Origin of the sequence: Campylobacter avium LMG 24591, assembly GCF_002238335.1 — a bacterium.
GTDB lineage: Bacteria > Campylobacterota > Campylobacteria > Campylobacterales > Campylobacteraceae > Campylobacter_D > Campylobacter_D avium.
Map to the genome: position 1 here is coordinate 1,141,115 of NZ_CP022347.1, position 18,062 is coordinate 1,159,176.

18 protein-coding genes and 1 pseudogene are annotated in these 18,062 nt (G+C 34.8%); 13 read left to right on the forward strand and 6 right to left on the reverse strand.

Features of this window, described 5'->3' with window-relative positions; translation table 11 throughout:
* Positions 1-10: 10 nt before the first annotated feature.
* Together CAV_RS05830 and CAV_RS05835 are read right to left on the reverse strand one after the other, a co-directional pair.
* Complete coding sequence (locus CAV_RS05830) at positions 11-463, reverse strand: exporting protein (RefSeq protein WP_094325590.1); 453 nt, start codon at positions 461-463, stop codon at positions 11-13.
* Positions 460-720, reverse strand: a complete 261-nt coding sequence (locus tag CAV_RS05835) for a DUF2018 family protein (RefSeq protein WP_094325591.1) — start codon at positions 718-720, stop codon at positions 460-462. The genes CAV_RS05830 and CAV_RS05835 overlap by 4 nt, the downstream gene beginning before the upstream one ends.
* Before the next feature lie 923 nt (positions 721-1,643).
* On the opposite strand from CAV_RS05835, the pseudogene CAV_RS05840 reads away from it, so the two are divergent.
* From CAV_RS05840 to CAV_RS05870, 7 genes and pseudogenes are all read left to right on the forward strand, one after another.
* Positions 1,644-3,512 (forward strand): annotated as a pseudogene (locus CAV_RS05840) (DNA translocase FtsK); the annotation flags it as partial.
* Positions 3,513-3,670: 158 nt separating this feature from the next.
* Positions 3,671-4,627: an ABC transporter permease gene (locus CAV_RS05845; protein ID WP_094325592.1), complete on the forward strand. Its 957-nt coding sequence runs from the start codon at positions 3,671-3,673 to the stop codon at positions 4,625-4,627.
* Positions 4,620-5,558, forward strand: coding sequence for an iron chelate uptake ABC transporter family permease subunit (locus CAV_RS05850; protein WP_094325593.1), 939 nt, complete (start codon positions 4,620-4,622; stop codon positions 5,556-5,558). Before CAV_RS05845 ends, CAV_RS05850 begins: the two co-directional genes overlap by 8 nt.
* Positions 5,555-6,313, forward strand: a complete 759-nt coding sequence (locus CAV_RS05855) for an iron ABC transporter ATP-binding protein (RefSeq protein WP_094325594.1) — start codon at positions 5,555-5,557, stop codon at positions 6,311-6,313. Before CAV_RS05850 ends, CAV_RS05855 begins: the two co-directional genes overlap by 4 nt.
* A gap of 15 nt (positions 6,314-6,328) precedes the next feature.
* Entirely contained in the window at positions 6,329-7,375 is a 1,047-nt protein-coding gene (locus CAV_RS05860; RefSeq protein ID WP_094325595.1) for a siderophore ABC transporter substrate-binding protein, read from the forward strand.
* 202 nt (positions 7,376-7,577) lie between these two features.
* Positions 7,578-7,886 carry a hypothetical protein gene (locus tag CAV_RS05865; protein ID WP_094325596.1) on the forward strand — a complete coding sequence of 103 codons (309 nt, stop codon included), beginning with the start codon at positions 7,578-7,580 and terminating at the stop codon, positions 7,884-7,886.
* Complete coding sequence (locus tag CAV_RS05870; RefSeq protein WP_094325597.1) at positions 7,887-8,174, forward strand: type II toxin-antitoxin system RelE family toxin; 288 nt, start codon at positions 7,887-7,889, stop codon at positions 8,172-8,174.
* Between the two features lie 249 nt (positions 8,175-8,423).
* On the opposite strand, the gene CAV_RS08900 is transcribed toward CAV_RS05870, so the two are convergent.
* Positions 8,424-8,624, reverse strand: coding sequence for a hypothetical protein (locus tag CAV_RS08900; RefSeq protein WP_169711637.1), 201 nt, complete (start codon positions 8,622-8,624; stop codon positions 8,424-8,426).
* A gap of 206 nt (positions 8,625-8,830) precedes the next feature.
* Between CAV_RS08900 and CAV_RS05875 the strand changes: the two genes are divergently transcribed.
* The 3 genes from CAV_RS05875 (at position 8,831) to CAV_RS05885 (ending at position 12,706) form a co-directional block, all read left to right on the forward strand.
* The gene (locus CAV_RS05875) at positions 8,831-10,246 is read left to right on the forward strand and encodes an SLC13 family permease (RefSeq protein ID WP_094325598.1); all 1,416 of its coding nucleotides are present in this window, start codon (positions 8,831-8,833) and stop codon (positions 10,244-10,246) included.
* 11 nt (positions 10,247-10,257) lie between these two features.
* Positions 10,258-10,485: a hypothetical protein gene (locus CAV_RS05880; protein WP_094325599.1), complete on the forward strand. Its 228-nt coding sequence runs from the start codon at positions 10,258-10,260 to the stop codon at positions 10,483-10,485.
* Between the two features lie 373 nt (positions 10,486-10,858).
* Positions 10,859-12,706, forward strand: coding sequence for a flagellin N-terminal helical domain-containing protein (locus tag CAV_RS05885; protein WP_094325600.1), 1,848 nt, complete (start codon positions 10,859-10,861; stop codon positions 12,704-12,706).
* A gap of 90 nt (positions 12,707-12,796) precedes the next feature.
* Here CAV_RS05885 and CAV_RS08905 read toward each other — a convergent pair whose 3' ends face one another.
* A complete protein-coding gene (locus CAV_RS08905) occupies positions 12,797-12,967 on the reverse strand; it encodes a hypothetical protein (RefSeq protein ID WP_157676336.1) in 171 nt (56 codons plus the stop codon).
* A 145-nt stretch (positions 12,968-13,112) separates the two neighbouring features.
* On the opposite strand from CAV_RS08905, the gene CAV_RS05895 reads away from it, so the two are divergent.
* Positions 13,113-14,954, forward strand: a complete 1,842-nt coding sequence (locus CAV_RS05895) for a flagellin N-terminal helical domain-containing protein (protein WP_094752839.1) — start codon at positions 13,113-13,115, stop codon at positions 14,952-14,954.
* An 8-nt stretch (positions 14,955-14,962) separates the two neighbouring features.
* Here CAV_RS05895 and CAV_RS05900 read toward each other — a convergent pair whose 3' ends face one another.
* Positions 14,963-15,781, reverse strand: a complete 819-nt coding sequence (locus CAV_RS05900) for a phospholipase A (protein ID WP_094325602.1) — start codon at positions 15,779-15,781, stop codon at positions 14,963-14,965.
* Positions 15,771-16,400, reverse strand: coding sequence for a molybdenum cofactor guanylyltransferase (locus CAV_RS05905; RefSeq protein WP_245807393.1), 630 nt, complete (start codon positions 16,398-16,400; stop codon positions 15,771-15,773). The genes CAV_RS05900 and CAV_RS05905 overlap by 11 nt, the downstream gene beginning before the upstream one ends.
* Between CAV_RS05905 and CAV_RS05910 the strand changes: the two genes are divergently transcribed.
* Both CAV_RS05910 and CAV_RS05915 read left to right on the forward strand, forming a co-directional pair.
* Positions 16,399-17,706 (forward strand): NFACT RNA binding domain-containing protein, encoded by a 1,308-nt coding sequence (locus CAV_RS05910; RefSeq protein WP_094325603.1) that lies wholly within the window; start codon positions 16,399-16,401, stop codon positions 17,704-17,706. The genes CAV_RS05905 and CAV_RS05910 overlap by 2 nt on opposite strands.
* Before the next feature lie 2 nt (positions 17,707-17,708).
* The gene (locus CAV_RS05915) at positions 17,709-18,062 is read left to right on the forward strand and encodes a hypothetical protein (RefSeq protein ID WP_094325604.1); all 354 of its coding nucleotides are present in this window, start codon (positions 17,709-17,711) and stop codon (positions 18,060-18,062) included.

The following is an 18,062-nucleotide window of genomic DNA, read 5'->3' on the forward strand; positions in this document are numbered from 1 at the left end:
TTTTTTGCCTTTAATTATTTTCAGTATTTTGAGTGAAAGTCTCTGGCTTTCTTGGGTCTAAAAATTTTACCATTAGCCTAGCTTCCTTGTCTTCTATGTAAATGCTAAGTTTTGCTTCCTTATCCTTAAAATCGCTAAATTCAAGTATAAGCCTAGCTCTGTCTATGTGGGGATTTGTATAATCTGGAATCAAGGTTTGCGTAGCCCAGTTTAAATTTCTTTTCATAGACAAAACAAACTGCCTTGGGTATTTGCGAAATTTAGAATGAATAATTATTTTATTTGTATCAAAAAGAGTCCAATAAAAGTCAAAATTCTCCACTTTGCTAGTGCTTAACTCTGTTATCTCAACGCTTGCTCTTTCATCTTTTCTAAGCGTAAATTCATACTTATGCTCAAAAGTAGCCTGCGTAGCAAAGCAAAGATTGCAAAATAAAAGTAAAAAACCTAGTCTAAGTATCATTCCTGCCCCAAAATTTTAGCCCCAAGCCCTATGAAATAATCCTCTTTAAGACTTTCAATCTTTTCGCTATTTTCTAGCTTAAAATTTAGCAAATCCTCTTCGCTAAGTCCCTTTTGCTCTAAAAGCTCAAACATAGCTATATGCTCACCTAAAAGCTCATCAAAAGCCTTTTCTATGGCACCTGAGTTTGCATTTTGCACTATTTCTATAAATTTTTCTCTTGGGCTTTTACTTAACATTTCATCAAAAAAATCCATAACAAATCCTTAAATATCATCTACAATAATTATATAAAAACATTCTAAACTAGAGATTGAAATATTTAAAGAAAATTAGTTATAATTAAGCTTTTTGAAAAGGATTTAAGATAAAAAAAGAGATATTTTTCATTTTAAGCACAGTGTTTATATTTTACCTAGCCTTTGTTTCTTTTGCTCCGTATTCTTTGGGCTTTTTATCCTCTTTTTTGGGCGAATTTAATCTCTTTCTTTTCGGCGAATTTTCTAAGTATTATCCATTTTTACTGCTATTTTTTAATTATATATTTTACAAAAGGGCTTATGATTTAGACAATGTCAAAAAAAGGGAGCTAAACGGCTTTATAATGGCCTTTGCAAGCCTTATGATTTTATTTGCTATACTAAGTTTGAATGCAGGCTACATACCTGAAGTGCTTTATACCATAGTTGGAGCCTTATTTGGCAGGCTTGGTAGCGGTCTTTTAGCGCTTGCTTTTTTGATTTTTGCTTGCGTGCTTCTTTTTCCAAGATTTTTTGAGCTTGTTTTTGGCGTTAAAATTTCATTTTCTACCTTTGAAAAACTAGACTTAGCCTTTAGCTCTTTTCTTGAAAAGGTCTTTGGAGGCAAAGAAAAAAACGAAAAGCAAGAAGAAATTTTAGAAGAAGATAAAAAAGAAAGCATAAAAGAGCATGAAAACAACATAGATGAAAGCTTAAATTTAAAGCATATACAAGAAGTGAAACAAGAACTTGAGGAGCTTAGCAAGGAAGAAAATTTAAATGAGACCGAAAATATAGAGGAAAAAACTGAGCCTGCTGAGCTAGAAAAAGATGAAACCTTGCTATCTTACAATCAAGAATTAAGAGACTTTGTCCTAAAGGCAAGTGCAGAGCCAGACGAGCTAGAACAAAGCATTTCAACACACAAGCAAGAAGTATATGTGCCTCAAAAATTCTTAAAACCAAAAAAGATAGATGAAATCAAGCTAAATTTAGCCAAAAGGCTGAACTACGAGGAACCAAGCTATACGAGAAAAAAAAGCGAATTTAAGGACGAAACCGTAAAAGAAAGCAAAGAGGAGCAAAAAGAGCCTGTAAAACAAGAGCCAAGCATTAAACTTGAATTTGAAGTGCAAGAAAAAGTAACACAAAAAGCAGATGTTTTAAAGGATGAATTTATACCTGTTGTAGAAGAGCTCACAAAAGAGGAAAAAATATTAGAAAAAACAGAGCCCATACCCTTTGTAGAAGAGGTAAAGGAGGCTTTAAAAGATGAAAATTTACATAATGAAAAAGAGTTTAAAGCACAAGATGAGCTAGAAACTAAGACAAAAAATATCATAAAAACAGAGCTTAGCAGCAATACAGAGCTTTTAAACGAGCTTGAAAAAGGGGTTTTAGCAAAGCCTAAAGACTTTAGCTTACCCCCTCTTGATTTTTTAGCAAATCCGCCAAGTACTTCATTTGAGATAAACGAGCAAGAAATAGATAGAAAAATTTATGACTTACTAGAAAAACTGCGTAGATTTAAAATAGGCGGAGATGTTATAAGCACATACACAGGTCCTGTTGTAACTACTTTTGAGTTTCGTCCTAGTGCTGATGTAAAGGTAAGTAGAATTTTAAATTTACAAGATGATTTAGCTATGGCTTTAAAGGCTACTTCCATACGCATACAAGCACCAATTCCCGGTAAAGATGTGGTAGGCATAGAGGTGCCAAATGAGCAAATTCAAACCATATACCTAAAAGAAATTTTACAAAGCAAGGCTTTTAGCACAGCAAAAAGTCCTCTTACAATGGCTTTGGGTAAGGACATAGTAGGAAATGCCTTTGTAACTGATTTAAAAAAGCTACCTCATCTTTTAATAGCCGGAACAACGGGTAGCGGAAAAAGCGTGGGTATAAATTCTATGCTTTTATCTCTTTTATATAGAAATAGTCCAAAAAATTTAAAGCTTATGATGATAGATCCAAAAATGCTTGAATTTAGTATCTATAATGACATACCTCATCTTTTAACCCCTGTTATAACAGAGCCTAAAAAAGCTATAACGGCTTTGTCTAATATGGTTGCAGAAATGGAAAGAAGATATAAGCTAATGGCTGAGGCAAAGACAAAAAATATAGAAAATTATAATGAAAAGATGAAAGAACTAGGTCTTGAAGAGCTTCCTTTTATAGTGGTTATAATAGATGAATTAGCTGATCTTATGATGAGTGCTGGAAAAGACGTGGAGTTTTACATAGCAAGACTAGCACAAATGGCAAGGGCTAGTGGAATTCATCTAATCGTAGCTACGCAAAGACCTTCAGTTGATGTTGTAACAGGGCTTATAAAGGCAAATTTACCTTCTCGTCTAGCTTATAAGGTGGGACAAAAAATAGATTCAAAAGTCATCTTAGATACAGTTGGGGCTGAAAGTTTGCTAGGACGCGGAGACTGCTTATTTACCCCTCCATCAAGTAATAATCTAGTAAGGCTGCACGCTCCTTTTGCAAGTGAGGCTGAGATAGAAAAGATAGTTGATTTTTTAAAGGCACAGCAAGAAGTTATTTACGATGAAAAATTCTTAAAAGAAGTGCAAGGCTCAAACTCAAGCTCTGAAACTTCTATATCTTTAGGCGATACGGATGAGCTTTTTGAAGAAGCAAAGGCTGTGATTTTAGAAGATAGAAAGACTAGTATTTCTTATTTGCAAAGAAGGCTTAAGATAGGGTATAACCGAGCCGCAAACATCATAGAACAGCTAAGTGAGACCGGCTTTTTAAGTCAGCCTGACTCAAAGGGACAAAGAGAGATTTTATAAAGCTTATATTTTTAATAATTCTTATCATTTTTTATCATAAAATTTTACCAAAAAGCTTGGATTTTAAATTTATTAAACCTTAGCTTTTATGTGTTTTTAAGCAAGTTAGATTTAGAATTATATTTTGGTAATTATTATTATAAATATAAGGTTTTTTATTGCGTTTTTTGTTTTCGTTGTGGTTTTTACTACCCTTAACTATCATCTTAGCCTTTACAAGCTTGTTTGTTGGAGTAACCGATATATCTTTGTTTGGGCTTTTAAAAGGATTGCACGAGGATGTTTTCATCATCTCAAGGATACCAAGAACCATAACCATAATTATAAGCGGTGCTAGCCTTAGCATTTGCGGGCTTATAATGCAGCAATTAACGCAAAATAAATTCGTCTCTCCAACCACAGCAGGCACTATGGACTGTGCGAAATTTGGCATACTGATATCCATTATATTTTTTAGCACTCATTCTTTTATATCTCAAGTCTTAGTCTCGTCCTTTTTTGCCCTGCTTGGAAGCTTGATTTTTATACAAATTCTAAACAACATAAAGCTAAAAGATGTGATTTTTATACCCTTAATAGGACTTATGTTTGGCGGTATAATAAATTCCATAACAACCTTTTTTGCTTATCAATTAAACCTTATACAAAACATGCAAATTTGGCTTCAAGGAAATTTCTCAAACATTATGCAAGGCTCTTATGAGCTTATTTACATATCCTTACCCTTGCTTTTGCTTGCGTATTTGTATGCAAATAAAATCACCATAGCAGGTATGGGCGAGGAAATGGCGGTAAATTTGGGACTTTCTTACAAATTTATACTAAATTTAGGACTTATAATCGTATCTATCATAACAGCCATTATTATTTTAACCGTTGGCGTGATACCATTTTTAGGGCTCATTGTGCCTAATATAATATCAATTTACAGAGGGGATAATATCAGGGCAAATATCCTAAACATAGCTCTTTTAGGCTCTTGCTTTTTGCTACTTTGCGATATTTTTTCAAGGCTTATAATCTATCCTTTTGAAATTCCAATAGGCCTAACCGTTGGCGTCATAGGCTCTTTTATCTTTATAAGTCTTTTGCTTAGGAACAAGCACTATGCTTAAGAAATTCATTATATTAACCATCCTAGCTCTTTTGTGCGTGCTAGCTTATATGTTTACTTTTACGAATAATTTTAACGCTTACATCCTAGAGCAAAGAGCTATAACAGTCTTGGCCGTGCTTGTGGTGGGTGTTTGCATAGGGGTTTCAACTGTTATCTTTCAAAGCATTACAAACAACAAAATTCTAACCCCAAGCATAATAGGACTTGATTCTTTATATCTTTTCATCCAGTCTTTTCTAGTCTTTGTCTTGGGCGCAATGCACTTAAGCGTTTATAATGAAAGGGTGAATTTCTTGCTTTGCGTGGCATTTATGATACTTTTTAGTATATTGTTTTACAAGCTTTTATTTAAGGCTAATAGAAATTTGTATTTTGTCTTGCTTTTAGGCTTTATTTTTGGGACATTTTTTTCCTCCTTAAGCCTTTTTTTCGAAGCCTTAATTGACCCTGATGAGTTTATGATAGTACAGGGCAGGATGTTTGCTTCGTTTAATAATGTGCATTTTGAAATTCTAGGCCTGGCTGCTTTATTGTTATTTTTTGCATTTTTATATATCTTTTTTAATTTTAAATACCTAGATGTCTTAGCCCTAGGCAAGGATGTAGCTATAAATTTAGGGCTTGATTATGATAGATTAGTTAAAAATTTTATCATAGTAGTGGCTATTTTAACCTCAGTCAGCACGGCTTTAGTAGGGCCAATCACCTTTTTGGGACTGTTAGTGGCAAATATTAGCTACGAGCTTTTTAAAACCCACAAACACAGCATTTTGCTAAGTGCTTGCTCGCTCATAAGCCTTATAACCTTGCTTGGCGGAATTTACATAGTCTCAAAGGTCTTTGCTTTTAATACAACCATAAGCGTTGTTATAAATTTCTTAGGCGGAATTTATTTTATATACCTAGTTCTTAAAGGAAACCGCATATGATAGAACTTAAAAATATTTGCAAAAAATACGATTCAAAAGCAGTTTTAACCAACATCACAGTATCTTTTAACAAGCACAAAATCACCTCTTTAATAGGCTCAAACGGTGCCGGTAAAAGCACAGCACTTGGCATAGCAAGTAGGCTTATAAAGCCTGATAGTGGAGAAATCATCATAGACGGGCTTGAGTTAAGCAAATACAAAAGCCACGAACTAGCGCAAAAAATTTCCATACTAAAACAACAAAACAACATTAACATAAGGCTTAGAGTAAAGGAGCTAGTTAGCTTTGGCCGCTTTCCTTATTCTCAAGGCAAACTAAATTCCAAAGATGAGGCAAAGATAAAAGAAGCCATTGCGTATATGGATTTACAAGGGCTTGAGGATAGATTTTTAGACTCTTTAAGCGGAGGACAAAGGCAAAGAGCCTATATAGCCATGATTATCGCGCAAGATACAGACTATATACTACTTGATGAACCGCTTAATAACCTTGATATGAAGCATTCTTTGCAGATTATGAAAATTCTACGCTCCTTAGCAAATGATTTTAACAAGTCCATAATCCTAGTTCTGCACGACATAAATTTCGCCTCCGTGCACTCAGATTACATAGTTGCTATGAAAAATGGCGAAATTCTGTGCAGCAAAGAAAGCAAGGACATCATAAAAGAAGATGTCTTAAAAGAAGTTTTTGACATGGATATAAAAATACACGAGATAGAAAAAAAACGAATTTGTTTTTATTTTAATTAATTTTAAGGAGGATATATGAAAAAAATACTTTTCATTGCGATTTTTTCAGTTTTTGCTTTTATAGCTTGCTCTAGCGAAAATAAAAGCGATACACACACAAGCTCTGAGGCAAATTTAAGTGAGGCAAACAGCTCTGCCAACAAAGTAACAGGCACAAATGTAAGCATAATTCCTATCGAATGGACTAGCTTAGGCGATAGGATAGAGCTAAAGCACTCAATGGGCGTGGCAGAGGTTCAAAAAAATCCCCAAAAGGTAGTAAGCTTTGACATAGGAGCTATCGATACCTTTGAAGCTTTGGGTTTAGGAGATAAGATAGTTGGCGTTCCTGCAAAAACACTACCTAAATACCTTGAAAAATACAACTCAAAGCAAAATGTTGGCTCTGTTGTTGAGATTGACTTTGAAGCCTTAAGTGCTTTAAAACCTGACCTAATCTTAATCTCTGGCAGGCAGGCAAAATTTTACGAAAAACTAAACGAGATAGCACCGACAGTTTTTGTGGGACTTGATAATACAAATTTCGTAGAAAGCTTTAGAGCTAAGGTTATAGCCATAGCTTCACTTTACGGCGAAGTAGGACAAAGCCACGGTGAAGGTTTATCAGCAGACAGTGCCTTTGAAACTGTAAAAAAACTTTTAAGCGACATTGAAGCGCAAAAAGCCCTTGTTGATAAAGACAAAAAGGCGCTTGTTATACTTACAAATGCGAACAGAATTTCAGTTTTTGGACCAAATTCACGCTTTGGTGTGCTTTATGATTTATTTGGTTTAAGCCCGGCTGATACTAATTTAAAGATAGGCACACACGGCAACAGAGCTGATTCTGAGTATATTTTAAAAGTAAATCCTGATTATTTGTTTGTAGTAGATAGAAATGTAATAGCAAAAAACAAAGAGACTGCCGCAGCTGCACTTGATAATCCTTTAATCGCCAAAACAAAGGCCGCACAAAATGGCAAAATTATATACCTAGACCCTGAGCTTTGGTATCTAGCCGGAGGCGGTGGGCTTATATCTTTAAAAGCTATGAGCGATGAGGTATTTGAGGCTATAAAATAACTCAAAAAATCAAAACAAGAGGGTATAGTCTAAGACTTCCCTCTTTAATATAAATTTAAAAATACATTCTTGCAAACATCATAAAATCAAACATGTTTTAACAATTTTTAATTGACTCAACAAAAATCAATTTTAAATTTATGGGTATATTTTGGTGTATATTTTTTGTATAATATACCTAAATTCTAAGAAAGGAAAGAACATGAAAGCTATAAATTACGAAAAATATGCGAACATGAGCACCAAACAGCTTGTAAATGCTCTTATAAGTGCCGAAAAAAAAGAGCAAAAACTCAAGCAAGAAGCAGAAAAGAAATTTAAGGAAAGTGCGGAGTTGATTAGATTTTTAACAAGCAAAATCAAAGAAAATCTAGAAAAACCAAAATACGAATTTTTTACAAGAGAGCAAACAAATCTTGATGAGTTGGTAAAAGAGGTAGAAAGTAAAATGACGCCAGAAGAGATAAAAGAAATTGAAGAAGAAGTTGAAAGAGAAGCTTACGGACAATAAATGACTTATGAAATTATATATGATAAAAATGTTATTAAATTTTTAGACAAGTTAGCCAAATCAAACCCTAGAAAATTTAAAGGGATAAATTATTTTTTAACAAATATATTACCCAAAGCTGAAAACCCAGCCAAACTTGCGAACGCCAAATACCTAAAAGGATACGATGATAACCGCTACCGCTGGAGGTTAGGGGATTATAGAATAATAGGAATTGTAGAAAACAACACTTTCAAATTAATTCAAATAATTAAGATTGCAAAAAGGGATGAAAACACTTATAGATGATTTAAGCTAGACACTTAAAAATATCAAATTTATTGTCTTTTGTTTTATGTGCTTAAAAATTCAAACAAAATTTAAGCAATATTTTTAACAAAAAACATAGGCTCTCCCATTTTAAATACTTAAAAAATAAATTTTATCGCTAGCACAGGTAAAATACTGCGTATAAATACCACAAAATCATTTTAAAAGTCTAAATTTTTTCAATCTCAAACACCTGCATTGATGTTACAAATTTATCAAAGTCAAATTTCATATATAAAATTCGCACACAACCACACAACCACACAACCACACAACCACACAACCACACAACCACACAACCACACAACCACACAACCACACAACCACACAACCACACAACCACACAACCACACAACCACACAACCACACAACCACACAACCACACAACCACACCACCACAAGCCCAAGTGCCGCCGATTTTATCAGCAAAGCAAGCAAAACAAAAAGATGGCTAGCTCATTGCCTTAAATCTTATGTTGACACCGTTTTATTACTTTTTACCTTTAGCTAGCATTAGCAAAGCGCACTGTTACGCAATTTCTACAAAAATGCTTTTCAAAACTTAAATTTTCGCCAAGCAAGACAAAAAATCCAAATTTTTAACTATAATTACAAGAGAATTTTTAGGAAAACTTATGAGTGTAAAAGCTATTTTTAGATTATTAAAAAGAAAAAAAACCCGTTTAAAAAGCAAAAATGAAGTTCTAGCAGGGATTTTAGTAGCCGCCTTTTTCTCATCTGCTACTTGGTTTATAAGCATTTTGTATTATCAAGCAAGTTTTCAGGTAAGCTCCTTTCTTGGAATTTTGGTATTTTTGATAGTGCTTTGGACGAACTCTGCCTTGCCTCTTGGCGTTGTGTCCTTGCTTCCTATCGTGCTTTTTCCAGCCTTTGGAATTTTAGATGTTAAGAGTGCTACTAGCAATTACGCAAACCCCATAGTGTTTTTGTTTTTGGGTGGTTTTATGCTAGCTACTGCGGTTGAAAAGATTGGTTTGCACAAAATCATAGCCAAAAGCTTGCTTTCTCGCTTTCCTAAAACCCCAAAAGGCATTATAACGGCCTTTGGAACGGCTAGCGTTATTTTAGGAAGTGCTTTATCAAATTCAACCGTCGCCCTACTCTTAGTGCCTATAGCGCTTTCGATAACAGAAGATAATGTTTTAAAGACTAGATTTTTGCTAGCTGTTGCCTTTGGAGCAAGCATTAGCGGTATCACAACGCCCATAGGCACGCCGCCAAATCTCATCTTTCTAGGTTTTTTAGAAACTACAGGGCTTGGAAGCATTAGTTTTGTGGGTTGGATGCTTTTAATGCTGCCGCTAAGCATTAGTATGCTTTACGTGATGATACAAATTTTATCTTATAAGCTTGGCAAAGAGGAGCTTAAAATAGACGCTTTCGATGACATAACGATTACTTTTGAACACAAAAAGCTTTTATTTTTCATCTTTTTGCTACTTGTTATACTGCTTTTAAATTCGCCCGTAAAACCCATATACCAAGGGCTTGGCTTTAATGAAAATGTCATTTTGCTAGCCTTTGGGCTTTTGATGTTCATACCTAAGATAGGACTTTTGTCTTGGGAGGATTCAAGAAGCATTCCTTACGAAATCATATTTTTGTTCGGTGCGGGCTTTTGCGTGGCCATGGCTATATCTAAAATTCAGCTAGGTGATGCCTTTGCGCCGATTTTTGCGTATTTTTCCACCCTGCCCCTGCTTTTATTTATACTATGCGTGTGCTTTTTCGTGCTTTTCTTAACTATGTTTATAAGCTCAACTGCCCTAAGTGCCATACTGCTTTCAGTGCTATACGCTTCAACTAAGGAATTTTTGGAGCCAAATTACCAAAGCTTGATTATGCTAATTGCCACCATTTGCATAGGCTTTTCCTTTCTTTTGCCTTTTTCAACGCCTCCAAATGCCATAGTTGCAAACAGAGGCAACATCAAACCCTTAGTTATGTTTAAATTTGGCTCGGTTTTAAGTATCTTTGGCATTATACTTATAGTGATTTTCTCGCTTGCTTATTGGCAATGGTTTTTGTAAAAGGATACTTCGTGGCTAGACTAGATGAAATAAAAGAAAAATTACAAGAGCTAAGAGCTTACAGAAATTTTGCCTTAACTTCCTTGATAGCATTAATAGCCTTTGTATTTACAAGTTCAGATGAAACAGATATATACATTTTTATCTTAAGCTTGATTACTATTGCAACTTTAGGTATAATAGTTTCTGTATTGCAAGTGAAAATTTTAAAACTTATAAAAGAAACAGGAGAACTATAATGGAACTTTTAACTGCTTGTGTTGCTGCATTTGGGATTTTATGTTTCTTTGTTGCTGCGATTTTAGTGATAAGAAGTGCCTAGCTTTAAAATATCTTATGCAAGGGACTTAATGATATTTAAGCTTTCCTCTTTCTGTTAAAATTTAAGTAAGGCAAAGCTATCTTTTCACTCATTTTCCAAACTTTCTTAACATTGTTTTATAACAGTCTTTCTTCTTAAGTTTCTGCCAATGCCCTATTTTCCACATTTTATAACCACGGTTACATTTTTTTAAAAAATTTTGCAAAAAAGTATAAAGTATTTTTCTAAGTTTTCGATATAGCTAGTAACAAAGCAAAGGAAGCTTTGAATTCAAACTAAAAGGATTTACCATGGGATACCGTATAAATACGAACGTATCTGCGCTTAACGCGATCAACACTTCAACTCTAAACACAAGGAGTTTGAACACATCTTTAGAAAGACTTTCATCAGGTCTTAGGATTAACTCTGCTAAAGATGACGCTTCAGGTTTGGCAATAGCTGATCAGCTTCGCTCTCAAGCTGCGACTTTAGGACAGGCTATCAACAATGGTAACGATGCTAACAGTATCTTACAAACTGCTGATAAAGCTATGGACGAGCAAGTAAAAATTCTTGAAACTATCAAGACAAAGGCTACTCAAGCTGCTCAAGATGGACAAAGCACAAAGACAAGAAATATGCTTCAAGCTGACATCAACCGTCTTATAGAAGAACTTGACAACATCGCTAACACCACATCTTTCAACGGAAAGCAACTTCTAAGTGGTGGTTTCATAAACCAAGAATTCCAAATCGGCTCTAGCTCAAATCAAACCATCAAAGCTAGCATTGGTTCAACTCAAAGCTCAAAGATAGGTGTTACAAGATTTGAAACAGGTCAAAATGTTATGCAAAGTGGTCAAGCCCAACTTACTATAAGAAATTATGATGGGGTTAATGACTTTACTTTCCAAGCTGTAACTATCTCAACTTCAGTTGGAACAGGACTTGGTGCTTTGGCTGAGGAAATAAACAGGGTTTCTGATAGAACAGGTGTTAGAGCTTCTTTTAATGTTCAAACAACTGGTTCAACTCCTATAAGAGCTGGGGAAACAGGAGATAACTTCACTATAAATGGTGTTGTTATAGGTAAGGTTGCTTACCAAGACGGTGATAAAAACGGTGCCCTTGTAAATGCCATAAACGCTAAGAAAGACACCACAGGTGTTGAAGCTGCTAGAGGTGCAAATGGTGAGCTTGTGCTTACTTCAAACAGCGGTCGTGGTATAAAAATAGAAGGCGATATAGGTAATGGTACAGGTATAGCCTTAAATATGAGAGAAAACTATGGTCGTTTATCTTTGGTTAGAAACGACGGTGCTGATATAGCTGTAAGTGGAACGGGCTTTGGCTTTGATGATGATAAACTTGTATCTCAAGCTTCAGTTTCACTAAGAGAAACTCAAGGTCAAATTTCTCAAGCTTATGCTGATGCTATGGGCTTTAACAGCTCTGAAAAAATAGGCTCTATAATAATAGGTGTTTCTGCTGCATCAGTTCTAGCAGGAACAGGCTTAAGCACAAATGGCGACCTAGTTAATTCTGCGGGTTCTGGTCTTTCAACCTTTACTACCTCTTTACTTTCTTTGGTAGGAAATGTTATAGACATAGGTCCTGGACTTGGTAGAGTATCTTTAATGAACATTACAACTCAAGCAGGAACAGGTTTGAGTCAATTAGATGTATTAAGCCAAGTTAGATTTTCTAATGTCTACTCTGTTGGTTTATCTCAAGTAAGCACAGTTAATGGAGAGCTTCAAATAATGAGCGGTCAAAACGGCTTCTCTGCAATGTCTACAGCTGGTATCTTACTATCTGGAACTGCTAGAGCTAATAACATAGGCGATGTGCAAACTGCTGGTGTTACAACCTTAACTGGTGCTATGGCTGTTATGGACGTTGTTGAAACTGCGATAACAAACCTAGACCAAATCAGAGCTGACATAGGTTCTGTGCAACAACAAATAGAAAAAACTTTGAATAACATAAGCGTTACTCAAGTGAATCTAAAATCAGCAGAATCAACCATAAGAGACGTTGACTTTGCCGCTGAAAGTGCTACTTACTCTAAGGCAAACATCCTAGCTCAAAGTGGTGCTTACGCTCTAGCACAAGCAAACGCTTCTCAACAAAATGTTTTAAGACTACTTCAGTAGTTTTAATCCTTCTTAAAGCCCCTCTCGGGGCTTTTTCTTTCTTTAGCTTTACTGATTGCGGTTTATCTTGCTATAATATTTCTTGAAATACTACACGCTTGAGAATTCGCCTGCTATGCAAAAAATTAGATAATCTCTTACGCAGTTTTTAAGCTCGCTGCATTCATCAAAATATACCAAATCCGCAATAGCCCTCGCATAGTTTGCCACAAAATATTCTTTGTCTAAAAAAGGACTTTTTCTTTTGTAAATTCCTTGCATTTGGAGTGGATTTTCCTTGTCATAAGGATAAATTTTTAAAGGTTTTTTGTCTTTAAAATAAAAATGATAGTGCCAATCCGCACAAAAAAATTTTTGGAATACTTTTTGCTTAAAAGCTTTTAGCAATATTTTGAAAGGATTTACGATGAGTTTAAGAATCAACACAAACATCGGTGCGCTTAACGCTCATAACAATATGGTGGTAAATTCAAGACAGCTTGACGCTTCGCTTGAAAGACTATCATCAGGTCTTAGGATAAACTCTGCTAAGGATGACGCTTCAGGTATGGCCATAGCTGACCAGCTTCGCTCACAGGCTGCTACTCTAGGACAGGCCATAAACAACGGCAATGACGCTATGTCCATACTTCAAACCGCTGATAAGGCAATGGATGAGCAGCTTAAAATTCTAGATACAATCAAAACAAAGGCCACTCAAGCCGCACAAGACGGACAAAGCACAAAGACAAGAAATATGCTTCAAGCTGACATCAACCGTCTTATGGAAGAGCTTGATAATATCGCAAACACAACATCTTTTAATGGCAAGCAACTTCTAAGCGGTGGTTTTATAAATCAAGAATTCCAAATCGGCGTTAGCTCAAACCAAACCATAAAAGCATCTATTGGCTCAACTCAAACGAACAAAATAGGCCTCACTCGCTTTGAAACAGGACAAAATGTTATGAGTAGCGGTCAAGTTCAAATGACTATAAGAAACTATGACGGGGTTAATGATTTCACTTTCCCAAGAGTTACCATCTCAACTTCAGTTGGAACAGGGCTTGGTGCTTTGGCTGAGGAGATTAACAGAGTGGCTGATAAAACAGGCGTTAGAGCTTCTTTTAATGTGCAAACCGCTGGTTCAACTCCTATCAAGGCTGGGGTTACAAGCGAGGATTTTACCATAAATGGCGTTATCATAGGCAAGGTTGAGTATAAGGACAGCGACGGAAATGGCGCCTTAATAGCTGCGATAAATTCTAAAAAAGATACCACAGGCGTTGAGGCTACAAGGGACGCAAACGGACAGCTTTTGCTTACTTCAAATGACGGTCGTGGTATAAAGATAGAAGGTAGCATTGGCCAAGGTGCTGGAATTCCTATAAATATGCTAGAAAACTATGGTCGTTTATCTTTGGTTAAAAATGACGGGGGCGATATATCTGTAAGCGGAACGGGCTTTGGCTTTGATGATGATAAACTTGTATCTCAAGCTTCAGTTTCACTAAGAGAGACTAAGGGTAAGCTAAGCCAAAAAATAGCCGATGCAATGGGCTTTAACTCCTTTGAAAAGATAGCTACCATAACCATAGGTGTAAGCTCTTTAACAGTGCTAAATGGCACAGGGCTTTCAGTATATACAGAATTACAGTATACAGCTGGTTCTGGGCTTTCGCAATTCGTAACAAATCAAGTTTCTATGGTAGGACATAATATAGACATAGGGCCAGGTCTTGGACAAATATCAAATATGAGCCTTTCAACTAAAGGTTTTTCAGGCTTAGCAAATATCATATCTAGCGTTAAATTCTCAAATGTCTACACAGTTGCACTTTCACAAGTATCAACTGTAAATGGGGAATTAGTAGTTGCTTCACCTCAAGCTAACGGGCTTTCTTTAATCTCTGCTTTGGGCGTAGTAAGAACAGAGCAAAGACAAATGCAAATAGGCTTTGAGCAAACTGCCGGCGTTACGACCCTAACCGGTGCTATGGCTGTTATGGATGTTGCTGAAACTGCCATCATAAACTTAGACCAAGTTAGAGCAGACATTGGTTCGGTGCAAAATCAGCTTCAAGTAACAGTAAATAACATAAGCGTTACTCAAGTAAATCTAAAATCAGCAGAATCAACCATAAGAGACGTTGACTTTGCCGCTGAGAGTGCGAATTTCTCTAAAAACAACATCCTAGCACAAAGTGGCTCTTACGCACTAGCGCAGGCTAATGCTTCTCAACAACATGTCTTACAACTCTTACAGTAATCCTTTCGCTAATAAGCTATCAAAAAGCCTATTGATAGCTTATTAGTAAGTTTTTTATAAGTTAGCAAATTCTCAACATAGCCATAATAATACTGCGTATATAAAAATACCCCATTTTTAAAGGGCTCAAAGCCTAAATTCAGCTCAAAAGAGGCTTTATTATCTTTGAAATTTAGGTTGTTTTTTACAAGCACTTCGCCAAAATAATTCTTGCCAAGGTATTTCAAAGAAAGGTCGAAATTCCCAGCGTAATGGCCTATGTCTTTATTATCTTTTAAGCTTGCTTCAGGAATGATGTAATAAATTCTAGGCACTATCATAAAAGGGCCCTGAAAAAAAGCAAAGGAGGCATAAAGCTTGTTCCAAGAACGAGAGAGCAAATTCTCATCATCTCTGCCGTTTGATTCATGTACAAATCCCACTCTTATGTTTTGCAAAATCTTAAAATTTTCAAATTTCGTAGGAAAGGAGATGAAAAATTCAGGCTTATAATTAAGCTCTCGAAATGGTGCTGAGTGCTTGTAAATCTGCCACCAAGCCTTTTGCGTGTAGGCAAAATAATACCGCTCATCAAGTCCAAAAATATCCTCAAACAAAGGCTTTTTCACGCTGATTTGAAATTTAGCCTCGGCTCTTTTATCGCTTGGGTATTTGCCTTTAAAGGTGTAAGAAAGGGGCAAAAAGTAATTTATCTCGTGTGTGCTGATGTTTAAGAAATTAGTGCCGCTATTATGCCCTAAATAATTGTCTTTATTAAGCTTTACAAAGTCTATGTCACTAGCAAATAAAGCTACTGTGAGTGTTAAAAAAAGAATTTTAATTTTCATTGATAAACTCTAAATACTGCTCGTAAAAATTTAAATTTAAAAAGGCCTTATCATCCTTAAATTCAAGCTCTTTAGCCTCGCAAGCCTTTAAAAAATCTTGCATTTTGTGCTTGTTTTTTTGCAAAAAATCCTCGCACAAAGAAAGTAAGCTTGTATGATAAAAGCCGCACAATGCGTGAGTTTTATAATTGCTTTTTGCTACTATGGCCTTTGAGTTTTCTAAATTTTCAAAAAGCCTTGAAATTTCATGCTTTGAGATATTAACAGTATCAATGGCACAGATAAAAACATAAGCATTTTCATCCTTAAAAAAACTTAGCACTGACTTAAGTGCAAGCAAGGGTGAGTAAAATTTCGCCTCATCTAAGATTAAATTTTTAAATTCTTTTTCGAATTTATCCTCTTTTGTGCTTATATAAACTTCCTTAAAAAGCTTTGAAAGCTTATCAAACTGATACTTAACTAAGCTTTGTTTGTTAATTTGCAAAAAACACTTATCCCTTTGCATTCTACTTGACTTGCCGCCGCACAAGAGCACAGCTTTATTTTCATATAAATTCATAAAGAGGATTTTAAGTAAAAGTGAATTAAAATAAAATAAAAACGAGATTTCTTGCATGAAATACCACAGTTTGCTTAAGATTAAGGACTTTTTAAAACAGTATAAAAAGATATTTTTTATAAAAAGAATTGATGATAATCTTTTTAAAATCGCATTTGAAAAGGACTTTTTTTTACTTTTTGATTTAAGCAAAAACAGTAGCGGAATTTACACAGCAAAACTACTAGAAAAAGAGTATAAAGCACCTTTTGATTTAATGCTTAAAAAGCATTTTAGCTCTGTAAATATAAAAGATATTTATGTGCCTAAAAATAACAGAATTTTAATCTTTAAAATAAGCGCAAGCAAAGCTTACAAAAGCTTTGAGCTTAAAATTTACTTTGAATTTACGGGCAGAAATACAAATGTGATTATGGTAGATGAAAACGACATAGTTTTATGCGCACTTCGCTATGTGGATAAGTCTTACAGAGTGGTTAAAACAGGCCTTAAGCTTGAGCCCTTAAAAGAAATAGAGATAAAGGAAAAAAGCGAGGAGATAACAAATTTTGATGAGTATTTTAAGAGTAGTTTTGAAAATTTAACCAAACAAGAGCTTTTAAATACAAAAAAAATAAAACTCGCCAAACTTGATAAAAAAATCAAAGCTTTAAATACTATCATGCAAGGCTTAGAGCAAGAAAATGAGCTTTTAAAAAGAGCTGATGAACATAGCAAAAGGGCTGATTTGTTGTTTTGCAATCTGCACGAAATACAAAATTTTCAAAGAAAATTTAGCCTAAAAGACTTTGATGGGAATGAAGTGCATTTTGAACTTAGCAAAAATGCAAAAGAAAGTGCTAATGACTTTTATAAACTTGCAAAAAAACTTAAACAAAAGGCTAAAAATATACACTTGCAAAGACAAAATTTGCAAGATAAATTAGAAAATTTACAAGAATTACAAAAGCTTATAAAACTTGCAAAAAGCAAGGTAGAGCTTGAAATTTTACTACCAAATAAAGAAAAAATCGACAAACAAAACGAGGACAGGCCTTCGGTCTTAAACTTTTATTTTAATAATTTTAAGATAAGTGCCGGTAAAAACGAAAGGGCAAATGAGTATTTACTAAAAGAGGCGAAAAAAGATGACTTGTGGTTTCATATAAAAGACTTTCCAAGCTCTCATGTTTTTATCCGCTCAAATAAGGAAAAGATTAATTATGATGTGATAGAATTTGCAGCGAATTTATGTGTAAATTTGTCAAATTTGCAAGCTGGTTCGTATTTAGTAGACTACACACAAAGAAAATTTGTTAAAATACAACAAAAGGCTTTTGTGCAGTATACAAACTATAAAAGTTTAAAGATAGCAAAGGAGTGAGTATGGCTGTTACACCTCTTGGAAATGCGCAGTTTGTAAATCAAAATGTAACCCTACCTTCAACGCATATAAGCAATGAAATGGCCAAGACAAATTTCGCTACAGTAGCAAATTTAAACGAATTTCAGGAAAAAGAAAAAAGAGTAGATAAGCTTGAAAAAGTAAATGAAAGTCATGAAATAAAAGAAGAAATCAAAGAAAAAAAGGAAGAGGAAGAGAAAAAAAAGAAAAACAAAGAGCATAAATCTTTTGAAAACCAAGAAGAAGTTGAGGAAATAGAACTCGTGCAAGAGGATGAAGAGGAGGCTAAATTCAAGCACTCGCACAACATTCATCGTTTGGATTTAAGTATTTAA

What these genes read in the sequence shown, in the direction of transcription:
- CAV_RS05835 (WP_094325591.1), bottom strand. Translation starts at nt 720, where the DNA reads ATGGATTTTTTTGATGAAATGTTAAGTAAAAGCCCAAGAGAAAAATTT.
- CAV_RS05900 (WP_094325602.1), bottom strand. Translation starts at nt 15,781, where the DNA reads ATGAAAATTAAAATTCTTTTTTTAACACTCACAGTAGCTTTATTTGCT.
- CAV_RS05870 (WP_094325597.1), top strand. Translation starts at nt 7,887, where the DNA reads ATGACTTATGAAATTATATATGATAAAAATGTTATTAAATTTTTAGAC.
- CAV_RS08905 (WP_157676336.1), bottom strand. Translation starts at nt 12,967, where the DNA reads ATGCAAGGAATTTACAAAAGAAAAAGTCCTTTTTTAGACAAAGAATAT.
- CAV_RS05910 (WP_094325603.1), top strand. Translation starts at nt 16,399, where the DNA reads ATGAAATACCACAGTTTGCTTAAGATTAAGGACTTTTTAAAACAGTAT.
- CAV_RS05915 (WP_094325604.1), top strand. Translation starts at nt 17,709, where the DNA reads ATGGCTGTTACACCTCTTGGAAATGCGCAGTTTGTAAATCAAAATGTA.
- CAV_RS05865 (WP_094325596.1), top strand. Translation starts at nt 7,578, where the DNA reads ATGAAAGCTATAAATTACGAAAAATATGCGAACATGAGCACCAAACAG.
- CAV_RS05875 (WP_094325598.1), top strand. Translation starts at nt 8,831, where the DNA reads ATGAGTGTAAAAGCTATTTTTAGATTATTAAAAAGAAAAAAAACCCGT.
- CAV_RS05860 (WP_094325595.1), top strand. Translation starts at nt 6,329, where the DNA reads ATGAAAAAAATACTTTTCATTGCGATTTTTTCAGTTTTTGCTTTTATA.
- CAV_RS05895 (WP_094752839.1), top strand. Translation starts at nt 13,113, where the DNA reads ATGAGTTTAAGAATCAACACAAACATCGGTGCGCTTAACGCTCATAAC.
- CAV_RS05850 (WP_094325593.1), top strand. Translation starts at nt 4,620, where the DNA reads ATGCTTAAGAAATTCATTATATTAACCATCCTAGCTCTTTTGTGCGTG.
- CAV_RS05830 (WP_094325590.1), bottom strand. Translation starts at nt 463, where the DNA reads ATGATACTTAGACTAGGTTTTTTACTTTTATTTTGCAATCTTTGCTTT.
- CAV_RS05855 (WP_094325594.1), top strand. Translation starts at nt 5,555, where the DNA reads ATGATAGAACTTAAAAATATTTGCAAAAAATACGATTCAAAAGCAGTT.
- CAV_RS05905 (WP_245807393.1), bottom strand. Translation starts at nt 16,400, where the DNA reads ATGCAAGAAATCTCGTTTTTATTTTATTTTAATTCACTTTTACTTAAA.
- CAV_RS05885 (WP_094325600.1), top strand. Translation starts at nt 10,859, where the DNA reads ATGGGATACCGTATAAATACGAACGTATCTGCGCTTAACGCGATCAAC.